The organism is Erythrobacter donghaensis, assembly GCF_002155425.1.
In the GTDB taxonomy this organism is placed as follows: Bacteria; Pseudomonadota; Alphaproteobacteria; order Sphingomonadales; family Sphingomonadaceae; genus Erythrobacter; species Erythrobacter donghaensis.
On sequence record NZ_MUYG01000006.1, the window covers coordinates 64970 to 84137 of the forward strand.

Annotated in this window: 20 protein-coding genes; 13 read left to right on the forward strand and 7 right to left on the reverse strand. The window is 67.7% G+C overall.

Annotation, left to right across the window (positions count from 1 at the left end; translation table 11 throughout):
• Positions 1–414, reverse strand: coding sequence for an acyltransferase (locus tag BZF59_RS16460; RefSeq protein ID WP_281251628.1), 414 nt, complete (start codon positions 412–414; stop codon positions 1–3).
• Between the two features lie 114 nt (positions 415–528).
• Between BZF59_RS16460 and BZF59_RS01655 the strand changes: the two genes are divergently transcribed.
• Positions 529–1191, forward strand: coding sequence for an SGNH/GDSL hydrolase family protein (locus BZF59_RS01655; protein ID WP_158094246.1), 663 nt, complete (start codon positions 529–531; stop codon positions 1189–1191).
• Here BZF59_RS01655 and BZF59_RS01660 read toward each other — a convergent pair.
• Positions 1188–2828 (reverse strand): GMC oxidoreductase, encoded by a 1641-nt coding sequence (locus BZF59_RS01660; RefSeq protein WP_086606510.1) that lies wholly within the window; start codon positions 2826–2828, stop codon positions 1188–1190. The genes BZF59_RS01655 and BZF59_RS01660 overlap by 4 nt on opposite strands.
• Positions 2829–2914: 86 nt before the next feature.
• Here BZF59_RS01660 and BZF59_RS01665 point away from each other — a divergent pair, with 86 nt between their 5' ends.
• Positions 2915–4168, forward strand: coding sequence for a lipopolysaccharide biosynthesis protein (locus BZF59_RS01665; protein ID WP_086606511.1), 1254 nt, complete (start codon positions 2915–2917; stop codon positions 4166–4168).
• A gap of 6 nt (positions 4169–4174) precedes the next feature.
• On the opposite strand, the gene rfbB is transcribed toward BZF59_RS01665, so the two are convergent.
• From rfbB to rfbA, 4 genes are read right to left on the reverse strand one after another with little or no spacing between them, the layout of a single operon-like run.
• Positions 4175–5224 carry a dTDP-glucose 4,6-dehydratase gene (rfbB, locus tag BZF59_RS01670; RefSeq protein WP_086606512.1) on the reverse strand — a complete coding sequence of 350 codons (1050 nt, stop codon included), beginning with the start codon at positions 5222–5224 and terminating at the stop codon, positions 4175–4177.
• The gene (gene rfbD / locus BZF59_RS01675; protein ID WP_086606513.1) at positions 5217–6074 is read right to left on the reverse strand and encodes a dTDP-4-dehydrorhamnose reductase; all 858 of its coding nucleotides are present in this window, start codon (positions 6072–6074) and stop codon (positions 5217–5219) included. Before rfbD ends, rfbB begins: the two co-directional genes overlap by 8 nt.
• Entirely contained in the window at positions 6071–6616 is a 546-nt protein-coding gene (gene rfbC / locus BZF59_RS01680; protein ID WP_169712038.1) for a dTDP-4-dehydrorhamnose 3,5-epimerase, read from the reverse strand. The genes rfbD and rfbC overlap by 4 nt, the downstream gene beginning before the upstream one ends.
• The gene (gene rfbA, locus BZF59_RS01685) at positions 6613–7521 is read right to left on the reverse strand and encodes a glucose-1-phosphate thymidylyltransferase RfbA (protein WP_086606515.1); all 909 of its coding nucleotides are present in this window, start codon (positions 7519–7521) and stop codon (positions 6613–6615) included. Before rfbA ends, rfbC begins: the two co-directional genes overlap by 4 nt.
• A gap of 235 nt (positions 7522–7756) precedes the next feature.
• Here rfbA and BZF59_RS01690 point away from each other — a divergent pair, with 235 nt between their 5' ends.
• The 6 genes from BZF59_RS01690 (at position 7757) to BZF59_RS01710 (ending at position 14850) form a co-directional block, all read left to right on the forward strand.
• A complete protein-coding gene (locus BZF59_RS01690; RefSeq protein ID WP_086606516.1) occupies positions 7757–8908 on the forward strand; it encodes a nucleotidyltransferase family protein in 1152 nt (383 codons plus the stop codon).
• Between the two features lies 1 nt (position 8909).
• Entirely contained in the window at positions 8910–10592 is a 1683-nt protein-coding gene (locus BZF59_RS01695; RefSeq protein WP_086606517.1) for an ABC transporter ATP-binding protein, read from the forward strand.
• A 6-nt stretch (positions 10593–10598) separates the two neighbouring features.
• Complete coding sequence (locus BZF59_RS01700) at positions 10599–12509, forward strand: asparagine synthase-related protein (RefSeq protein WP_086606518.1); 1911 nt, start codon at positions 10599–10601, stop codon at positions 12507–12509.
• 28 nt (positions 12510–12537) lie between these two features.
• A complete protein-coding gene (locus BZF59_RS16160; protein ID WP_158094247.1) occupies positions 12538–12696 on the forward strand; it encodes a hypothetical protein in 159 nt (52 codons plus the stop codon).
• A 199-nt stretch (positions 12697–12895) separates the two neighbouring features.
• Positions 12896–13690, forward strand: a complete 795-nt coding sequence (locus BZF59_RS01705) for a hypothetical protein (RefSeq protein ID WP_086606519.1) — start codon at positions 12896–12898, stop codon at positions 13688–13690.
• Positions 13690–14850 (forward strand): 50S ribosomal protein L11 methyltransferase, encoded by a 1161-nt coding sequence (locus BZF59_RS01710; RefSeq protein WP_086606520.1) that lies wholly within the window; start codon positions 13690–13692, stop codon positions 14848–14850. Before BZF59_RS01705 ends, BZF59_RS01710 begins: the two co-directional genes overlap by 1 nt.
• Before the next feature lie 6 nt (positions 14851–14856).
• Here the strand turns inward: BZF59_RS01710 and BZF59_RS01715 are convergent, their stop codons facing one another.
• Entirely contained in the window at positions 14857–15615 is a 759-nt protein-coding gene (locus tag BZF59_RS01715; protein ID WP_158094249.1) for a phytanoyl-CoA dioxygenase family protein, read from the reverse strand.
• A gap of 130 nt (positions 15616–15745) precedes the next feature.
• Between BZF59_RS01715 and BZF59_RS01720 the strand changes: the two genes are divergently transcribed.
• From BZF59_RS01720 to BZF59_RS01740, 5 genes are all read left to right on the forward strand, one after another.
• On the forward strand, positions 15746–16027 hold the full coding sequence (locus BZF59_RS01720) for a PqqD family protein (protein WP_158094250.1): 282 nt from the start codon (positions 15746–15748) through the stop codon (positions 16025–16027).
• Positions 16028–16108: 81 nt separating this feature from the next.
• The gene (locus BZF59_RS01725) at positions 16109–16549 is read left to right on the forward strand and encodes a lasso peptide biosynthesis B2 protein (RefSeq protein WP_245805988.1); all 441 of its coding nucleotides are present in this window, start codon (positions 16109–16111) and stop codon (positions 16547–16549) included.
• Between the two features lie 130 nt (positions 16550–16679).
• Positions 16680–16958, forward strand: a complete 279-nt coding sequence (locus BZF59_RS01730; RefSeq protein WP_086606523.1) for a hypothetical protein — start codon at positions 16680–16682, stop codon at positions 16956–16958.
• A 126-nt stretch (positions 16959–17084) separates the two neighbouring features.
• Complete coding sequence (locus BZF59_RS01735) at positions 17085–18434, forward strand: O-antigen ligase family protein (RefSeq protein ID WP_143738060.1); 1350 nt, start codon at positions 17085–17087, stop codon at positions 18432–18434.
• A complete protein-coding gene (locus tag BZF59_RS01740) occupies positions 18431–19168 on the forward strand; it encodes a hypothetical protein (RefSeq protein WP_086606525.1) in 738 nt (245 codons plus the stop codon). The genes BZF59_RS01735 and BZF59_RS01740 overlap by 4 nt, the downstream gene beginning before the upstream one ends.

The following is a 19168-nucleotide window of genomic DNA, read 5'->3' on the forward strand; positions in this document are numbered from 1 at the left end:
TCAGCGATATTCTTCCTTGAGGACGCCGTAGCGATTGGTTTCGATGCCCGACCGGATGACCTTGGCCGGGTTTCCGGCGACGATGCTGTTGGGCGGCACATCGCGGTTCACCACCGATCCGGCGGCGACGATGCTCTGATCGCCGATGGTGACGCCCGGCAAGATGATGCTGTGCGCCCCGATGAAGCAGTTTGCGCCGATCCGGGTATCGACCTTAATCAATCGGCATGTGTCGTGAGACAGGATCGTTACCCCAAAGGCAATGGTGGAATAGGCCCCGATATGCATCCCCTCAGGATAGGTCCGGTCGAGCTTCGCGCTGAGCGAAATTCGGGCGGTCGGGTGGATGTCCATGCCCCACACGCGTTTCCAGATGAAGATCTTGAACTGGATGATCGCTGTGCGGAGTGGCAAGAACCAATTGAGACTCCGCATGACGCTCCTGATCCGAAAGATATTCTGATGCGGCCCCGCGCCGTGATAGTGCGAAATGCCCTGCTTGCAAGCGCGGTTTTGGGCCTTGTCGCAGTGCTGCTCTGGCCCGAGCGGATCCGCTGGACGGGCGCGGGCGCGGCGATCGTGGCCCATGATCTGCTGCCCGATCCTGTGCCTGAGCCGCTGGCGATTGCCCCCACTGCGACCATCATTGCCGAAGGGGACAGCCTGATTGCCGGGTCGCGCGGGAAGGACGCAGGCCTGCCTTGGCCGGCCCGGCTGGAACGAAAGCTCGGCGGGCCGAAAGTCGTCAATCGCGGACGCGGCGGCGCGACTGCAAGCGAGGGGGAGGCCCGGTGGCGCGATGCGGCGTGCGGCGATGTGGCGATCATTCTCTACGGCGCCAATGACGCGGGTGTGCGCGGCTGGATCCGCGGCGTAAAGGCCGTGCCGCTCGCGAGCTACCGGCAGGCGCTCGGGCGGATTGTCGCGCGCCAACGCGCCTGCGGGGCGGCGGTGATCGTGCTCGCTCCGCTGCCGCCGGGGAGCACCGCGATGGAAGGCCGCCTCGCCCCCTATCGGGCCGCCACCCGCGCCGTTGCCCGCGAACAGGGCGCGCTGTTCCTCGACCCGCAACCCGCTCTGGCCAGTTGCGCCGCGCCGCTCCAGCGCGATGGATTGCACCTGTCGGACGAGGGCCGCGCCGCGCTCGCCGCCTTTGTCGCCGCCCGGCTGCGCGTCAGCCCCGAAGGCTAGAGCGCCAGCCTCTCGCCCACGCGCGCGCTCACCCGGATGGCATGGGCGGCGACCGTCAGCGCAGGATTGATCCCCAGTGACGAGGGAAACACCGAGGCATCGGCGACGAACAGGCCGGGCTGCCCCCAGACCTCGCCAAAGCCATCCACCACCGAGCTTTCCGGGTCGTGTCCCATCCGGCAGGTGCCCATCGGGTGGCCGAGATTGGGTTCGCCCGGCGCAGTCAAAAACCGCACGTTGAGCGGGCTGAAGGCCTCGCGCATCAGGCCGCGAAAGTGACGCGCCCGCGCGATCAGCTCGCCGCGCGGGCGATAGGTGACGGCGATCCGCTCCACGCCCTCGGCGTCGACCTCGGTCGTTACCCGGTTGTCGGCATAGGGCAGGTCCTGCAAGGCGGCGGTGAACAGCTCGCTGCGCGCGAAGATGCGCTCTGCCACTGCCCCCACGGGACGCAGCAGTACCCGCCCGGCCACGCCGGCGTCGATCCCGATCTGGCGCAGCTTGTCGTTGAGGAAGCTGGTGATCATCCCCGCCTTGCCCACCATGCCGAGCGACTGGCATTCGGCCAGCGGCATCGCGCCCGATGCATAGTGATCGCGCATGGCGATGACCTTGCGCGGCCCATGGAGCGAGTGGCCCTCGGGCGCGGCCACCGCGAATATTTCCGAGGCGTGGAACATCAGCCCGCGCCCGATCAGGTCGGGCACCGCCCCGCCCCACAGCTCGCCCGAGGCTTGCAGCACACGCGGCGAATTGAGCGCGCCGCCCGCGAGGACCACCGCCCGCGCGGTGACGCTGGTTTCCTCGCCAGAGGCCGCCACGTAATCGACCGCCCAGCCCTCTGGCAGCCGCCGCAGCCGCCGCACCATCGCCCCGCGCTGAAGCGTCACCGGCGCGCCAGCCGCCAGTGCCGGGGCGAGCGCACGGTTGAAGCCATGCGCCTTGCAGTCGCGCAGACAGGTCGAGCCCTGACATTCGCTGCAGCCCGGACGGTAGGCGATGCCGACATGCATTCGGAACGGGTGCCGACCATTGGCCTGCAGACGCGCCACGATCGCCTCATGCGCGGGCGACAGCGGCGGCGGCGGTGCGAGGTCGGCATCGTCATCGGGGTCGGTCGGATCGCGGGTGCCGACCGGGGCGAGCAGGCGCTCGGCCTCGCGATAGGCGGTGAGGAAATCGTCATAGGCGACGGGCCAGGCGTTCGGCAAAGCGGTCTCGCCGCCCGCGTCCCACTGGTGCGGCTGGTTGTCGGTCTCGAAATCCCAGCGCCGCGCCCGGCCCAGCGCCGCGCCGTAGATCCGGCCCGATCCGCCAGGACCCATGCCCAATACCGCGTTGACTTCGACCGCCCGCGCGCCTTCGCGGCGGCGCATGATGAGCTGGGTCGGCCAGCGTTCGCCATCATCGACCGGCGCAGCACGCAGCCGCGCCATCAATCCGCGCGGGCGCAGCGCGGCGACCGGGCCGTGCCCCGCTTCGAGCACCAGCACCCGTGCTCCCGCCGCAGCACACCGCGCCGCCGCGATCGATCCGCCCATCCCGGCACCGATCATGACAAGGTCGAATGGCTGGTCGTGCGTAATGATGGAAACCCGCGCTGGCAGTTGCTTGACCTCGGTAAGGGCTTCGGCCATGCCGCAGTGCAGCGCGCGCAGCAAGGCCTAAGCGAAAAGGCAGATCGACAATCGTGACATCGGCGCGTTCCCGACTGACTTCGGACATGTTCACCGGCCTGGCGCTGCGAGGGGCGGGGGCGATTTCGAGCTTCGCACTGGCGTGGATGCTGGCACAGATGTTCGGCGCGAGGATCGTTGGGCTTTATCAGATCGGATTCACCACTGCGACGCTGTTCGGCACAGTCGCTTTGCTTAGTCAGGATCTGGTGCTGGTGCGCCAGATCGCTCCGCTAATTCATGAAGAACGCTGGGCTGACATATCGGCCCGGTTCCGCGGGGTGCGACGTTTCGTGACGATTGCCGGGGTGGTGCTGGCCGGGGCCTGCGCTGCGCTCGCCATTCCGCTGGCGCAGCTGGCGCTGGACGATGCCGCAATTGCGCCCTTCATCATCGCGCTCGCGCCCGCCGTGCTGCTGCTGGCGCTGATGCGGGTGCAGAACGCTCTGCTGCGCTGTCTGGGCAGCGTGCGGCTGTCGCAATCGCTTGAGGGGATATCCTACACCACCATCGCGATGGCCGGGCTGGCTGCGGTGTGGCTGCTGGCCAGCGATCCGCAGCCGCTGGCCGCGCCCGCGCTGGTGATCGCCGGACTGGTGATCTCGGTCGTGATCGGGGCGGTCTATTGCAAGCAGCGGCTGGCGCAATGGCCCGGCGATCTCGCCCCGCTGCCGGCCGATGCCCGCTCGGGCGCTTGGATTGCCGCGGCACCGATCCTGGGGCAGGCGGGAAGCTGGCTGATCCTGCTGCTGATCACCGGCCTGATCGATGCGAGCGCGGGCGGCATTTTCCGCATCGCCCTGCTGACCTGCATGCTGATGCAGCTGATCAACACCTCCTTTGCGACCATGGTCGGCCCCTATCTGTCGCGTGCGGCCAAGGCCGGCGATCAGGCGGAGCTGCGCAAGATCGTCCGCACCGCCGGGCTGATCGGGGTGGCTCTGGCTGCGCCTGTGGGGATTGTGGCGCTGATGCTGCCCGAATGGGTGATGGGCCTGTTTGGCCCGGAATTCGTCGCTGGCGCACAGGCGCTGCAATTGCTGGCTGTCGGCCAATTGATCAACGTGCTGGCCGGGCCGGTCGGGGTAGCGATGATCATGCTGGGGCGCGAGCGGACTGTGCTGGTGGTCGAGTGCGTCGCGACGCTGTCAGGTCTCGGCGCCGCACTAATGCTTCTGCCACAATGGGGCCTCGCGGGGGCGGGCGCAGGGCTGCTGCTCGCCGACCTGATCCGCAATGGCGCGAACTGGGTTCTGGTGCAGACCGCCAGCCGCAGCCTGATGCCGATCGACGCCGATTGAGCCGCTTCAGCCCGCGATCAGCGGCCGCCACCAATGCTCGTTGTCGAGATACCAGCGCAGGGTCTGGCGCAGGCCCTCGTCGAAGCCATGCGCCGGGGCATAGCCGAGCTCGGCGCGGGCCTTGGTCTCGTCAATGGCGTAGCGGCGGTCGTGTCCGGCGCGGTCGGTGACGAAGGTCTTGAGGCTTGTCGTCGGCTCGCCCTTGGCGGCGGGGGCATCGGGGTAGCGTTCGGCCAGCCCCTCGATCTCGGCATAGGCGCGGTCGACCTCGCGGCAGATCGCGGCGATGACCTCAAGGTTGGGCAACTCCGCCCCGCCGCCGATATTGTAGGTCTCGCCCGGCTTGCCATTGGCGAGGCACGCCTCGATCCCGCGGCAGTGATCCTCGACATGCAGCCAGTCGCGCACGTTCATCCCGTCGCCATAGATCGGCAGATTGCGCCCATGGAGCGCGTTGAGCAGGAACAGCGGGATCAGCTTTTCGGGATATTGATAAGGCCCGTAATTGTTCGAGCAATTGCTGGTCGTCACCTCCAGCCCGAAGGTGTGGTGATAGGCGCGCACCAGATGGTCGGACGCAGCCTTGCTCGCCGAATAGGGCGAGTTGGGGGCGTAGGGCGTGACTTCCGAGAAGGCCGGATCACTCGGCCCCAATGATCCGAACACCTCGTCGGTCGAGATGTGGTGGAAGCGGTGCGGTTGGCCGCTGCCCGACAGCCATACGCTGCGCGCGGCCTTGAGCAGGCTGTTGGTGCCGAGAATATTGGTGTCGATGAAGGCGTCCGGCCCGCTGATCGAGCGGTCGACATGGCTTTCGGCGGCGAAGTGCACCAGCGTGTCGATCGCGTGGTCGCGCAGCAGGCCTTCGACCAGCGCGGTGTCGCGGATGTCGCCTTCGATAAGTTCCGCCGCCGTGCCTTCGAGCGTGGAGCGGTTGCCTGCATAGGTCAGCGCGTCGAGCACGATGACGCGGTCTTCGGGGTGCTCCGCGTTCCAGTAGTGGACGAAGTTGCCGCCGATGAACCCGGCGCCGCCGGTGACAAGCAGATTAGCCAAGCTTCGCTTCCTCTTTCAACATCGCGCGCAGATTGTCGCGCCAGGGGACCGCGGCATCGCCCAGAAAGGCGCGGGTCGCGCTGCAATCGAGCAGCGAGAAGGCCGGGCGGCGGGCGGGGGTCGGATAGTCGGCGGTGGTGATCGCGTTGATCACCGGAATGCGGGGGATGAGGCCGAGTGCGTTCGCCTCCTCGGCAATGGCGACAGCAAAGCCGTGCCAGCTGACCGCGCCATCGTCGCTGTGATGGAAGGTGCCGGGCGCGCCCTTTTCGACCAGCGCCCACAGGGTGCGGGCAAGGCCGGTGGCCCAGGTCGGCGAGCCGATCTGGTCGGCGACCACGCCCAGTTCGTCACGCTCTTTCATCAGCCGGATCATGGTCCGCACGAAGTTCGCGCCGCCCGCTTCATAGACCCACGCGGTTCGCACCAGCAGGTCTTCGGGGCGCAGATGATCCTCGCCCTCGGCCTTGGTGCGGCCATAGGCGGACTGCGGATTGCGCGCGGCATCGGGCGAATAGGGTGTCGAGGCCGTGCCGTCGAACACGTAGTCGGTCGACACGTGGACCACCTTGCCCCCGGTCCCCGCCATCGCCTCAACCATCACCGAGACAGCCTCGGCATTGATCGCGCGCGCCAGAGCCTCATCGTTCTCGGCCTTGTCGACCGCGGTGTAGGCGGCGGCGTTGATGATTACATCGGGCGCCTCCACCACCAGCCGCGCGGTGAGCATCGCGGCGTCGGTGAGGTCGACATCTTCGACGTCGACGGCGTTGATATCGGCCCAGGCGGGCGCGGTGCGCTGCAAGGCCCCGCCAAGCTGGCCGTTCGCGCCGGTGATCAGCACCCTCATGCGAACACCGGCACGTCAGCCAGCGCCAGCCCGCGCGCGTCCTTGTCGGAAATCAGCGGATCGGCGCCCAGCGAGGGCCATTCGATCCCCACCGCCGGATCGTCCCACGCGAGCGTATGTTCGCTCTGCGGGGCATAGGGCGCGGTGCACTTGTAGAGGAAATCGGTATTGTCCTCGAGCGTGAGGAAGCCGTGCGCGAAGCCCTCCGGCACCCAGAACATCCGCTTGTTCGCGGCGCTGAGTTCAACGCCAACCCACTTGCCGAAGGTCGGCGAAGAGGCGCGCAGATCGACCGCGACATCGAACACCGCGCCGTTCGCCACCCGCACCAGCTTGCCCTGCGGCTCCGGATTCTGGAAGTGCAGCCCCCGCAGCACGCCCTTCTGCGAGCGGCTGTGATTGTCCTGCACGAAGGTCAGGTCGAGCCCGGCTCCGGCAAAGGCGGCGGCATTCCACGTTTCCATGAAGAAGCCCCGCGCATCGCCGAACACGCGTGGCTCGATGATCAGCACACCGGGAAGCGCGGTTTCGATGATATTCACGGCAGCACCGGCCCGGTCGACGGGTTGTCGAGCAGGTTCAAGAGATATTCGCCATAGCCCGACTTGCGCAGCGGCGCGGCGATTTCGCGCAGGCGATCCGCGGTGATAAAGCCCTGCCGCCATGCGATTTCCTCAGGGCAGCAGATCTTCAGCCCCTGCCGTTCCTCGGTGATGCGCACATAGGTCGCCGCGTCGAGCAGCGAGGCATGGGTGCCGGTGTCGAGCCAGGCGAACCCGCGCCCCATGATCTCGACCGACATCGTGCCTTCGTCCAGATAAAGCCGGTTGAGATCGGTGATCTCCAGCTCGCCGCGCGGCGACGGCGCAAGGTCGCGGGCGCGGTCGGCGACGGTATCGTCGTAGAAATAGAGCCCGGTCACGGCATAGTTCGATTTGGGCGCAGCGGGCTTTTCCTCGATCGAGATCGCCTTGCCGGTTGCGTCGAATTCCACCACGCCGAAGGCCTGCGGATCGCTCACCCGATAGGCGAAGACCGTCGCCCCGGCGTCCCGCGCAGTGGCGTTCCTGAGCAGGTCAGGCAGGCCGTGGCCGTAGAAGATATTGTCGCCGAGGATCAGCGCGCTGGGGCGACCTTTGACGAAGTCCGCGCCGATATGGAACGCCTGCGCCAGCCCTTCGGGACGGGGCTGGACTTCATAGGTGAGCGACACACCGAAATCCGACCCGTCGCCCAGCACGCGCTTGAACTGGGCGGCGTCTTCGGGGGTGGTGATGATCAGGATCTCGCGGATGCCCGCCAGCATCAGCGTGCTGAGCGGATAATAGATCATCGGCTTGTCGAAGATCGGCATCAATTGCTTGGAGACGCCGCGCGTCAGCGGGTAGAGCCGTGTGCCCGATCCGCCTGCCAGAATGATGCCGCGTCTGCTTGTTTCGATGGCCATAGCGACTGCGCGGCACCCTCCGGAAAATGAAATCGCTGCAACCCGCGCGCTGCATTGCAGCACGGTCGCAGCGGGTCAACCGCGAATCGCGAGGCGGCTTGTGCGGGTGCGAGAAATGGCTAGTTGAACGGGATATAACGAATTTGGCGGGCGATCGGCGGGACGGTCGGCGCCGCCATGCCGAAGGGCAGCCGTGTCGCAGCGCCATGCTGGACGAAGGAGCGTAACGCGAACCATGAACGACGCGATCGATCGCTTTCTGGCGTTGTCGGTGCGTCGTGCTGTCCGGGGCAAGGCACCGCCGCCTTGGTCTGAGGACTGGCCCTCAGACGCAGAATTTCACGCGGCCGTTGCGGACCGGGCAGCGTTTCACGGCGTTGCGCTCGCGCTGCTGGGCGCACCCGGAGCGCTGGAGGACTGGCCCGGCGCAGTGGCCGATCGCGTGCGCGAAGAGGCGCGCGGGCAGAGCTTCTGGGAGCTTGGCCACCGCACCGTCGCCGCGCGCCTGATCGCGGCACTGGCCGCAGCCGGAACGCCCGCCGTGCTGACCAAGGGGACGGCGCTGGCCTATTCGGCCTACCCCGATCCGGCGATGCGGCGGCGCGGGGATAGCGACCTGCTGCTTCGCCCGGCTGATCGCAAGGCAGCCCGCGCGGCGCTGGTCGCCAGCGGCTTTCGGCGGGTCGGCGATGCGCGCCCCTTGCAGGAAAGCTGGGCGACCGAATGCGACATGGGCTTTGCGCACCAGTTCGATCTCCACTGGCGGATCAGCGCCAGCGCGCTGATTGCGCAGAAGCTGGAAGCCGGGGGGGTCGGTTCCCGTTCGCTTCCCCTGCCACGCCTGTCCGAGGCCGCGCGCGGTGTCCCGCCGACCGACAATATCATCCTCATCGCCATCAACCGCGCGCTGCACCACAAATACGGCTACCGCAGCGGGGCGGACAAGGCCTTCGAACAGGATCGGCTGATCTGGGCGCTCGATCTGGCGCTGCTGTGCGAGGCCTTCACACCCGCCGACTGGGAGGCGCTGCGCACAACCGCCGCCGCGACCGGCACCGCGCCGCTGGTGCTGTCGCTGCTCGATGCATCTGCGGCGATGATGGGCACCTCCGTTCCGCCCGATCTGCGCGCGGGCCTCGCCGAGGATTCGGGCGATGCGGCGCTGCTGGCCTGCATCGCTCCGCTGCCGAGCATCACCCGCCTGCGGCTCGACCTGTCGGCCAGCACCAGCCTTGCCGAAAAGCTACGGGTGTTTTCCTATGCCCTGCTGCCAGGGCCCGAAGTGCTGCACGAACGCTTCCCCGAAGCCGCACACTGGCCGACCGCGCTGTTGCAGGGGCGGCGGCTGGTGTTTGGTCTTGGCCGAATGCTGACGGGGCGCGCCTGAGATGGAGCGGCCTCAAAAGGGTTTCGGCGCACTCGGCCACTGGGCGCGGCAGCATCGCGGCAGCCTTGCGCTGATCGGCGGTATTTCGCTGCTCGGCTCGCTCGCCACGCTGGCCCTGCCCTGGCTGGCGGCGCGGCTGGCGGCGGGCATTGCCGGGGATGCGGTGATCGACCTTGGCACCACCCTATGGCTGCTGGGCGCGGCGCTGGCCGGGCTGACGGCGGCGACCATCGGCGTGACGATCCTGTCCGAACAGGCCTCGGGCCGCATTCTCGCCGAGCTGCGCGATCAGACCTACGCCCATATTCAGGCCCTGCCGGTGTCCTTCCACGACAGCCACCGGCAGGGCGATCTGCTGTCGTTGATGAGCTACGAGGTGCAGAACCTCAGCAGCTTCCTGACCGCGACCCTTGCGCAGCTGCCCGCGATGATGATCACCGCGGTCGGCGCGGTGGTGCTGATGTTCCTGATCGATCCGGCGATGGCACTGGTGGTGCCCGCGCTGGTGCCGCTCTTCTATATCGGCATGAAGCTGCTGTCCCGGCGGCTGCGAGATCTCGGGGCGCAGGTGCGCGCGGCCGAGGTCGACGTGCTGTGGCAGGCCGGGACCGACCTCGACATGCTGCCCGCTATCAAGGCCTTCGCGGTCGAGGACGAACATTACGCCCGCTACGCCGCTGCGGTCGAACGCGCACGGCTGCTCAAGCTGCGGCAAACCCGGATCACCGCCTTCATCAGCCCGGTCGTCACGCTGGTGGCGGCGCTCGGCGCGATTGGTATCCTGCTGGCGGGGAACGCGTCGATCACCTCGGGCACGCGCAGTCCGGGCGATCTGTTCGCCTTCCTGTTCTATGCCGCGCTGCTGACCCGCCCGGTGGGGAGCCTCGCGGGCACCTATGGCGCATGGCAGCTGGCGCGCGGCGCGCTGGAGCGGCTGGAGGCGGTACTCGCCCTGCCGCCCGAGCCGGGATACGGCCAGCCGCAGCGCCCCGGCCGGACGCGCGGGGCGATTGGCTTTGAGCAGGTCACGTTCGCCTATCCCGACCGGCCGCCCCTGCTCAGCGGCTTCGACCTCGCCATCGCGCCGGGCGAGATTATCGCGCTGACGGGGGCCAACGGCGTCGGCAAGTCGACGCTCGTCAACCTGCTGCTGCGCTTCTATGAGCCTACGGCGGGGCGCATCACGCTCGACGGCAGCGACATCGCCGCGCTCGACGTGAAGGCCCTGCGGCGGCAATTCGGCTTCGTGCCCCAGCGGGCGCTGCTGCTCGACGGCACAATTGCCGAGAACATCGCCTTCGGTCTCCCCGCGCCCGATCCCGCCGCGATCGAACAGGCCGCGCGCAGGGCGCAGGCGTGGGACTTCATCGAACAACTGCCCGAAGGCCTTGCCACCACGATCGGCGATGATGGCGTGCGCCTCTCAGGCGGGCAGCGCCAGCGCATCGCGCTCGCCCGCGCGCTGCTGCGCAATCCGCCGATCTACATCTTCGACGAAGCGACCAGCATGTATGATCTCGACGGCGAGGCCGCCTTTGTCGAAGACTGCATCACTACGCTGGCTGGGCGCACGGTGATCATCATCACGCATCGCCCCGCAAGCCTCGCGTTGGCGGACCGGATCATCGAGCTGACGCCGAGCGGGCCGGTGGTGGCCCCCGGCCCCTTGAGCACCCCGGAGTAGGCGGCGATGAGCGGGATCTGCGCCGTGCTGCACTGCGATGGTCGGCCCGCCGCGACAGGCGAGCTCGCGCCGGTGCTGGCCGCGCTTGAGCGACGCGGGCCCGATGGCAATCACCTCGCGGCGGAAGGGCCGGTGGCGCTCGGCCATGCGCTGCTGGCAACCACCCCGGAAGCCCTCGCCGAGCGGCAACCACTGCGCCATCCCGGCACGGGCTGCCTCATCACCGCTGACATCCGGCTCGACAATCGCGACGATCTGATCGCGGCGCTCGGCCTTGCACCGGGAGCGCGCGTGATCGGCGATGCCGAGCTGGTGCTGGAAGCCTACCTGCGCTGGGACCTTGCCTGCCTCGATCATCTGCGCGGCGACTTCGCGTTCGCGCTGTGGGATCCGCGCTGCGAGCGGCTGCTGTGCGCGCGCGATCAGGTTGGGATGCGGCAGCTGATCTACCACCACGCGCAGGACCGGCTGTTCGCGCTCGCCACCGAAGCGCCTGCACTGCTGCGCCACGAGAGCGTGCCGTGCCGGATCAACGAGGCGCGGATCGCCGACTATTTCGAGCATCTCGAAGCGATCGACCTGACCTCCACCTTCTTCGTCGGCCTTCACCGCCTGCCGCCCGCTCACGCCCTCACCGTGTCGCGGGGCGAGCTCAAAGTGTGGCGCTACTGGCAGCTGACCCCGCCCGCGCCGTTGCGACTGCCGAACGACGCGGCCTATGCCGAGGCCTTTCGCGACGTTTTCGGCGCGGCGGTGGCGGCCCGCCTGCGCTCGCCGGGTCCGGTCGCTGCGATGCTTTCGGGCGGGGTCGATTCGGGATCGGTCGCTGCGCTGGCCGCATCGCAGCTTCAGCAGGCGGGCCGGCCCCCGCTGGCGACATTCTCGGCGATCGATAGCGATCCCGCATGTGTCGAATCGCAGGCGATCCGCGATGCGCTGGGGATGGCCCACCTCGACCCGACTCTGATCGGGCCCGGGGACATGGCCATGCTGCGCCCGGAGATGGAGCGGCTCGCGCTGGCAGTGCAGGAACCCTTCGACACCAACATGACCCTGCTGCGACTGATGTATCTCGCCGGGCACCGCGCGGGCCACAGGGTGATGCTGGACGGCGGCGGCGGCGATATCGTGCTCGGCGCCCCCGACATGGTCGCCTGGCATCTTCGCAGTGGCCGCCCGGGACGCGCCTGCCGCGAGGCGCGCGGGCAGGAAAGATTCTGGGGGCCCGTACCGGGGGCGAGGGAGAACATCGTCCGCCAATTGGCCCGGATCATGGTGCCTGAGCCGCTGCGCGCGCTGCGCCGCCGCCTAGCCGGGCTTGGTCGCGCCGCCGCGCCGACGCCCACGCTGCTCTCGGACGCCTTTGTCGAGCGAATCGACCTTCCCGCCCGCCGCGCCGCCAATGCAAGGCACATCGCGCCGCACCGCTTCGCGCCCGATGGCACGCGCGCGGCGAGCGATATTCATCCCTATCTCGTCGTCGGGCGCGAGCGTTATGACCGGATCGCCTCGGCGCTGGGAATCGAACCGCGCGATCCCTTCTGCGATCTGCGGGTGATCGAATTTGCCGCCTCTCTGCCGCCCGATCAGCTGCAGGACGATGGCTGGCCCAAGGTCATCCTGCGGCGCGCGGGTGCCGGGTTGCTGCCCGATCCAGTGCGCTGGCGGCTGGGCAAGGAACACCTTGGCGGCCTGCTTCAGGACGAATTGTGGGGCGAAAGCCTGCGCGGCGAAGACCGGGCCGCGCTGGTCGATTCGCTGGCTAACCTCGAGCCTTACGTGGCCTCACGCAGCATCGAACACTTAGCAGGTGCAGCAAAAAATGCCCCAGCTTGGGATTCAGAGGTTGCGAGTCTGCTGATGCTTCGCTATGCCTCTGAATGGTTGACGATCAATGACAATCCTGATTGTTGTTGAATAGAATTATGTTCCGGATGGAGAAGTTATGGCAAGCCTGTTGAACAATGATAACGCCAAGGCGTCTTATCAGAGCCCCAAGCTCGCCGTCTATGGTGGCTTCTCGAAGCTGACCGCCGCCGGCAGCGGTACCTTCAACGAAGGTCCGAATCAGGGCCCGATGGCGAAGGCCACGCGCAAGCTTTGATGGCTCGCTCGGCTCCGGCCAAGCGTGCGGGGTTTTGACCCTATCCAGTTTGTTTAGGGAACCCCGCATGTTGCCGGAACTTTTCCGTTCTGGTTCCTTGCCAGATTGGCGAATTACAGACCTCGGGGGCGACCTGCCTCCGGGGTTTTCGCTTGTCAGCTTTGCGGACGAGGATCCCGAAGGCTTTCCTTCCTGCCTCGTGCTGGGGCCCGGCGAATGCGTATTGTCCTTCGCCGGGCTGGCGCGGTTCCTGATCGCCATGGCGCAGCGCAGCATAACGGTCTTCGATGTCCAGCCCGCAGCGACACCGGCCGATATCGAGCATCTCCTGTATGACCACGTGGCGCCGCGCATCGTCGCCGAGCAGGGCCCGCTGGTGCTGCATGGCAGCGGCGTGGAGATCGACGGCGCGCTGGCGGTCTTCCTCGGGGAAACCGGCGCGGGCAAATCGACCCTTGCGGCCAGCCTTCACCGGGCTGGCCACCGGCTGCACGGCGATGACGCGGTGGTGCTGCACGAAGGCCCGCATGGCTACACCGGCAGCGCGGTCTACCCCAGCCTGCGCCTTTATCCCGAGACGATCGCCGAGGTGTTCGGCGATGCCGCGGCGTCCTCGCCAATGGCGCACTATTCCGAAAAGCAGCGGGTCGACCTGCGCTCGATCGCGGCACAGCCTGCCCCCTCGGCACCGATTGCGGGGTTGTTCTTCCTCGCCGGCGGATATGAGGACGACCCGCTCGCCGCCGAACTGATGCGGCCGAGCGAAGCCTGCATGGCGATTGTCGAGCAAAGCTTCGCGCTCGATCCGTCCGACAAGGCCAAGGCCGCCCGGCGGCTCGGCCAGAGCTCGATGCTGGCCAATGCGATCCCGGTCTACCGGCTGACCTACCCGCACGACTTTGCGTGCATGAACGATCTGCACGCCATGATCCTTGCCTGTCTGGGCAGCAATGGCACCCGCCCGATCATGGGCAGAAAGGCGATGAACGACTGATGGGACGTCCGACTGGCTACGATATTGCCTCCTTCGGCCTGATGATCGAGTGCGAACCGCGCATGGCGGTCTATGCCGAGGCGCTGAAGCGCGCGATCACGCCGGGCTGCACCGTGATCGACATCGGGGCGGGATTCGGCATCTTCTCGATGCTGGCCTGCAAGTATGGGGCAGGCGAGGTGATCGCGATCGAGCCCGATCCCGCGGTCGAGTTGATCATGCCGATGGCGCAGGCCAACGGCTGCGCCAACAAAATCACGGTGATCCGCGACATCTCGACCCGCTATACGCCCGAACGCAAGGCGGACGTGATCGTCTCCGACATCCGCGGCATCACGCCGCTGTTCGAACATCACATCGCCTCGATCGTCGATGCGCGTACGCGGCTGCTGGCAGAGGGCGGACGCCTTGTCCCGATGCGCGACACTCTGCGCATCGCTCCGGTGCATTCGCCCAGGCATTACCAGCCCTGCGTACGCCCGTGGCTGTCGAACAATTACGGCCTCGATCTGAGCGCCGGGCACCCCTACGCCGTCAACCTCAGCGCTCCGGCCCAGCTGGAACCGGCAGCCTTCGTCGCACAGCCCGCCAGTTTCGCCACGCTCGACTACCGGACGATCGTCGATCCCAATGTCGATGCGACGGTCGAGTTCGTCGCCGACCGGACCGATACGGTGCATGGCCTGCTGATCTGGTTCGAAGCGGAAATCGGTGAGCGTCTGCGGTTCTGCAATGGCCCCGGCGAACCGCCGCTGGTCTATCAGCAGAAGTTTCTGCCGCTGGAACAGCCGGTCAGGCTGATGGCTGGCGAGGGCCTGACCGCCCGCATCCGCGTGCAGATGGTCGATGGCAAGTATATCTGGTCGTGGGACACCGACATTGCCCCGGGCGCCCAGCGCGCCGAGACGCTGCGGTTCCGCCAGTCGACCTTCAAGGGCGCGGTCTTCTCGCCCGATCGTCTGCGCCCGCATGCGCATGATCAGGTGCCGCAAGCCACCGCGCAGATGGCGATCGACGCTGCCTGTCTGGCACTGGTCGGCGAGGGGCGCACGCTCGAGGACATCGCGGTCGCGATCATGGAGCGGTATCCCGACAGGTTCGGCGACAAGATGGACGCGCTGGGGCACGTCACCAAGCTGCTGGAAAGCTACCGGAGCTAGGCGCCGTCAGTCGATCAATTGCGCTCGTGCAAAGCGCGGTCGCAGGGCCGGGTCGAGCGTCTCCCAAGCGGAACGCGCGAACAGCAGCCGGGCCTGACCCTCGTGGTTCTGCGTGTCGCTCCACCAGTCGCGGCACAGCGTCGCATAGATCAGCGGACGGGCAATCGCGCTGCGGTTGGTCATGCCCTTGTGGAACACCCGGTAATCCCACAGCAGCGCATCACCCACCGGCACCCGCGGTTCGTGATCGGGGAATTCGGGATGGTCGCCCGCCCGGTGTGTGCGCCGCGCGAAGCCGGTGGTGCCGGTCTCGTCATTCATCTCGACCAGCGGAATAGCGAGCGTGACGGCGGTGGCGGGCAGCATGGTTTCGAGCGGATGGCCCGGAAACAGGATCCCCCCGTCGCGGTGCCAGTGCTGCTCCGCCGCGCCGGGCAAGGCATTGATGACGCCCCACGAATCGAACACGAAATCGGGCCCGAGCGCAGCGGTGAGCACCCTTTCGACCGCGGCGGGCAGCAGCACCTCGCGCCGCGCCAGCGCCTCGCCGATCTCGACCGCGGTGTAGAACCGGCCGGTCGACACGAACAGTTTATCGGCCGTCGCATCGGGCTTGAACAGGCGCGGGTGGTGCGCCTCAAGCTGCGCGAGACAGTCGGCGAGCACCGCCCGATCGACCGCCTGCGGCAGCGTGCACACCCCCTCGCGCCACAATTCCTCTGCGGCCTGATCGAGAGCCTGCTGCATCAGCATCGCCAATTCCATGGTCCGGACATGGCCGGGTGGGTCGCAGATTTGCCTGCCTTGTGCAAGCAAGGCAGGGCCTTGCACCGACTGCGCCTTCACATCAGCCGGCAACCGTGCAAAAGGGGCGCAAGGAAATTGGAGACCACTCTTGAGCACCGATGTATTGCAAGAACGCTGGCGCCTCAGTGATGATGCCATCGCCAACCCGGTTGGTGGTGAGACGGTGATCCTGCATCTCGGCAACGGCACCTATTACGGGCTCGACCCCGTCGGCAGCCTGCTGTGGGAGGGCCTCAAGGCCGGACAGCCGGTGGCCGAAGTGTGCGATACCATCCTCGAAAAATACGATGTGGAGCGCGAGACTGTCGAACAGGACCTGCGCCGCTTCCTCGCAGAACTTGCCGAAAATGGTCTCATCGTCCGCCACTGAACGCGGCCGGGGGCCGGTCATGTCGTCGGCCTGTGATGAGAGATTCGCTCTGGACGCGCCGCGATGAGGCTGCGCCACTCCATGCCGTTCCCGCGCTTTGCGGCGTCTGCTGTGCGGGCGGGATTGGAGCTCGCCCGGGCGCGCCTGTTTCTCCATAGCACGCGTCCGGAGGAGGTCTTCCGGCGCAACGCGCAGAGCGCTCGGGCTGGTGCCGCCGCTGCGCCAGACTCGTCGCCCGAAGAGGCCGACAGTCACTACCGGCACGTCGCCGCCTTCATTTCGGCCATGGCCATGCGGGTCCCCTGGCGCGCGGATTGCCTCGTTCAGGCCATGGCGGCCCAGCGCTGGCTGATGCGCAAGGGCTTGCCGAGCGAGATCGTGGTCGGCGCGGCCAAGCATCCCGATGGCCGCTTTGAAGCCCATGCCTGGCTGCTCAGGGGTGAGGCCGTGCTGCTCGGCGGGGATATCGACCGCTTCGAACCCCTGCTCGATTCGGCGCAGGCCGCGCTGCGGCAGCCCTGATACGGCGATATGTTGCTGGCGCACGACGGGAAAACGGAAATCCTTTACCAATTCGGGCTATCAGCGGGTTGCAAAGCTTGCTGCATTGCGGTAGTCCAAATCCCAAGAGTTTTATGAAAAGGGCTTAACCATGATCAAGACCGCTACTCGCCTGATGGCTGCAACCGCTGCACTCGGCCTCGTCGCTGCGCCGATCGTGGCTCAGGCCAACACCCGCGCTGGCGACAGCGGCGCTGTCTACTCGGTCAGCAATGCTGCTCCGGGCCTCGGCCGTGCGGCTGCCGGTGAAGGTCAGGAAGAAGGTTCGAGCCTCGCGATCCCTCTGGGGATCGGCGCTGTTGTCCTGATCGGCCTCGGCATCTACTTCGCGGCCGATGATGATGATTGCGCCTCGCCGGGCGCTTGTTGATCAAGCCTTCTGGGAGCTTTCGAGTTCCAGCAAAGATAGGACGCCCGGTACGATGTGCCGGGCGTTTTGCTTAGGCGGGCACGACGCCCTGCCTCCCCCGGTGCCTTTCTCCGCGAGAATCGACCTTTGGACCGACACCCGGCCGACCGAATCACCTTTCCGCTGATCATCGTTCTGCTGCTGGTCGCCTTTCTGGCCGGTGGCGGAGGGATCGGTGCAGCGCTGGCCAATCTCACCGTGCAGCTGGCCGCGCTGGCTGTCTTGGCGCTGCGCCCACGGGAATGCGCCGCGTTCTGGCGCGAATCGCCGCTCGCCTTGCGCCTGCTGATCCTCGCGACGCTGGCGCTGCCGCTGCTCCAGCTGGTGCCCCTGCCCGAATCGATCTGGCGTTCCCTCCCCGGTCGCACACTGGTGGAGCGCTCGCTCGAGCTGGTAGGCGGCGCGCAAGGCTGGAGGCCGTTCAGCGTCAATCCGCTGCGCACGGCTCTGGCGCTGACCGCGCTGGTCACCCCGCTGGCGGTGCTGCTGGCGGCCTGGAGGCTTCCGCGCGCACGGCTGATCGATCTGGGATGGATCATCGTCGGCTGCGGCATCGTGACCGCGATTCTCGGCGCGGTGCAGCTTGGGGCTGCGGGCGATGCGGGCACCTTCTACGGCTCTCCCGCGCCGGGAGAGATCCTGCTCGGCACCTTTGCCAACCGCAATTCCACTGCGCTGTTCCTGATCTTCGCGCTTGCGCTCGCGCTGCTGCTGCCTGCCCCGCGTCCGCATCCGGCGGTGCTGCCTGCGCGGCTGGCGGTCAGCGCGCTGCTGCTGCTCGCGGTGGTGCTGACCCAGTCGCGCACCGGGGTGGTGCTGGCGCTGCTGCCGATCGCGCTCGGCCTCGCCCGTGCTCTGGCGGAGCGCCGTCGCGGCGGCTCGGCGGGGCGCGCGGTGCTGATCGGACTGGGCGCGCTGGCCGTGCTCGGCGCCGGCCTCGGCACGCTGATGATGTCCTCCGCCCCGGGCCGCATCGGCGCGACGCTCGAACGGTTCGAGGCCAAGGACGATCCGCGCCGCTTCATCTGGGACGACGCTACCTTCAGCGCAGAGCGTTATTGGCCGCTGGGGGCGGGCATGGGCACCTTCGACGAGATCTATCAGGTCGACGAATCGCTCGAAAACCTGACCAAGCGCCGCGCCGGGCGGGCGCATAATGACTACATCGAGCTGGCGATCGAGGCAGGTGCGCCCGGCCTTGCGCTGGCGGCGGCGTGGATGGTGCTGATCGGCTGGCTGAGCTGGCGGGTGCGGCGCTCCTCGCAGCGCTGGGTGGCGTGGAGCGGCAGCGCCTTTCTGCTGGCCATCGCCTTGCAGTCGATCACCGACTATCCTCTGCGCAATCAGACGATCCTCGCGCTCGCGGGGCTGGCGCTGTTGCTGCTCGCCCGCACCGCATTCGATCATGCGCAGGGCGACCGGAGGGCGCTGGCATGATCGGGCGAATCGTCTGGCTCACCGCGCTCGCCGCCACCGCGCTGCTGACGGTGCTGTTGCAGTTCGATCTTGGATCGCGCTCTCGCGGAGCTCTGGTTGGCGTGGTGCCCGAGGCTTTGCGCAATTACGCGCAGGCGCGCGTGGCGCAGGCCGCGACCAGCGGGGATGATCCCGCCGCAGCGCTGGCCGAGGTTGAGCGGCTGGTGCGCCGCCGCCCGCTGCCGGCGGAAAACCTCTCGCTGCTTGCCGTAGCGCAGGCCAAGGCGGGCAAGCTGGATGAGGCCGCGCGGACCATTCAGGTCGCGGGCCAGCGCGGCTGGCGCGAACCGATGGCGCAGGAGGCGGTGCTCCGGCTCGCACTCTCGGCGGGCGACGCGGCGGAAGCCGCGCGCCGCTATGCCGCGCTGTTCCTGATGGATCGCACCCCCGACGCGTTGCTCGAAGAGCTCGGCCCGGCGGTGCTGGGCGAGCCTGACGGGATGGGTCAGCGCACGCTGGTGGCGATCGTCACCGGCGGAGATCGCTGGCACCCGCTGTTCCTGCGCCGCGGCGCGCGGGTGATGCCGCCTGCCGCCTTCAGCGCGATTGCTGCCGAGAGCCTTGCCAAGGGAGCGGCGTTCGATTGCAAGGTGCTGGAACAGAGCCTGCGCGCGCTCACCCGCCGCGATGCCGCTGCGGGCGCACGCCTGCGCGCAGCGGCGGCAGGGCGCTGCCCCGGCTTGGCGGCGCAATAG

Coding starts and splice junctions, on each gene's coding strand:
- BZF59_RS01660 (WP_086606510.1), bottom strand. CDS start 2,828: ATGGCCGAAGCCCTTACCGAGGTCAAGCAACTGCCAGCGCGGGTTTCC.
- BZF59_RS01665 (WP_086606511.1), top strand. CDS start 2,915: ATGTTCACCGGCCTGGCGCTGCGAGGGGCGGGGGCGATTTCGAGCTTC.
- rfbD (WP_086606513.1), bottom strand. CDS start 6,074: ATGAGGGTGCTGATCACCGGCGCGAACGGCCAGCTTGGCGGGGCCTTG.
- rfbA (WP_086606515.1), bottom strand. CDS start 7,521: ATGGCCATCGAAACAAGCAGACGCGGCATCATTCTGGCAGGCGGATCG.
- BZF59_RS01690 (WP_086606516.1), top strand. CDS start 7,757: ATGAACGACGCGATCGATCGCTTTCTGGCGTTGTCGGTGCGTCGTGCT.
- BZF59_RS01695 (WP_086606517.1), top strand. CDS start 8,910: ATGGAGCGGCCTCAAAAGGGTTTCGGCGCACTCGGCCACTGGGCGCGG.
- BZF59_RS01700 (WP_086606518.1), top strand. CDS start 10,599: ATGAGCGGGATCTGCGCCGTGCTGCACTGCGATGGTCGGCCCGCCGCG.
- BZF59_RS16160 (WP_158094247.1), top strand. CDS start 12,538: ATGGCAAGCCTGTTGAACAATGATAACGCCAAGGCGTCTTATCAGAGC.
- BZF59_RS01710 (WP_086606520.1), top strand. CDS start 13,690: ATGGGACGTCCGACTGGCTACGATATTGCCTCCTTCGGCCTGATGATC.
- BZF59_RS01715 (WP_158094249.1), bottom strand. CDS start 15,615: ATGGAATTGGCGATGCTGATGCAGCAGGCTCTCGATCAGGCCGCAGAG.
- BZF59_RS01725 (WP_245805988.1), top strand. CDS start 16,109: ATGCCGTTCCCGCGCTTTGCGGCGTCTGCTGTGCGGGCGGGATTGGAG.
- BZF59_RS01730 (WP_086606523.1), top strand. CDS start 16,680: ATGATCAAGACCGCTACTCGCCTGATGGCTGCAACCGCTGCACTCGGC.
- BZF59_RS01740 (WP_086606525.1), top strand. CDS start 18,431: ATGATCGGGCGAATCGTCTGGCTCACCGCGCTCGCCGCCACCGCGCTG.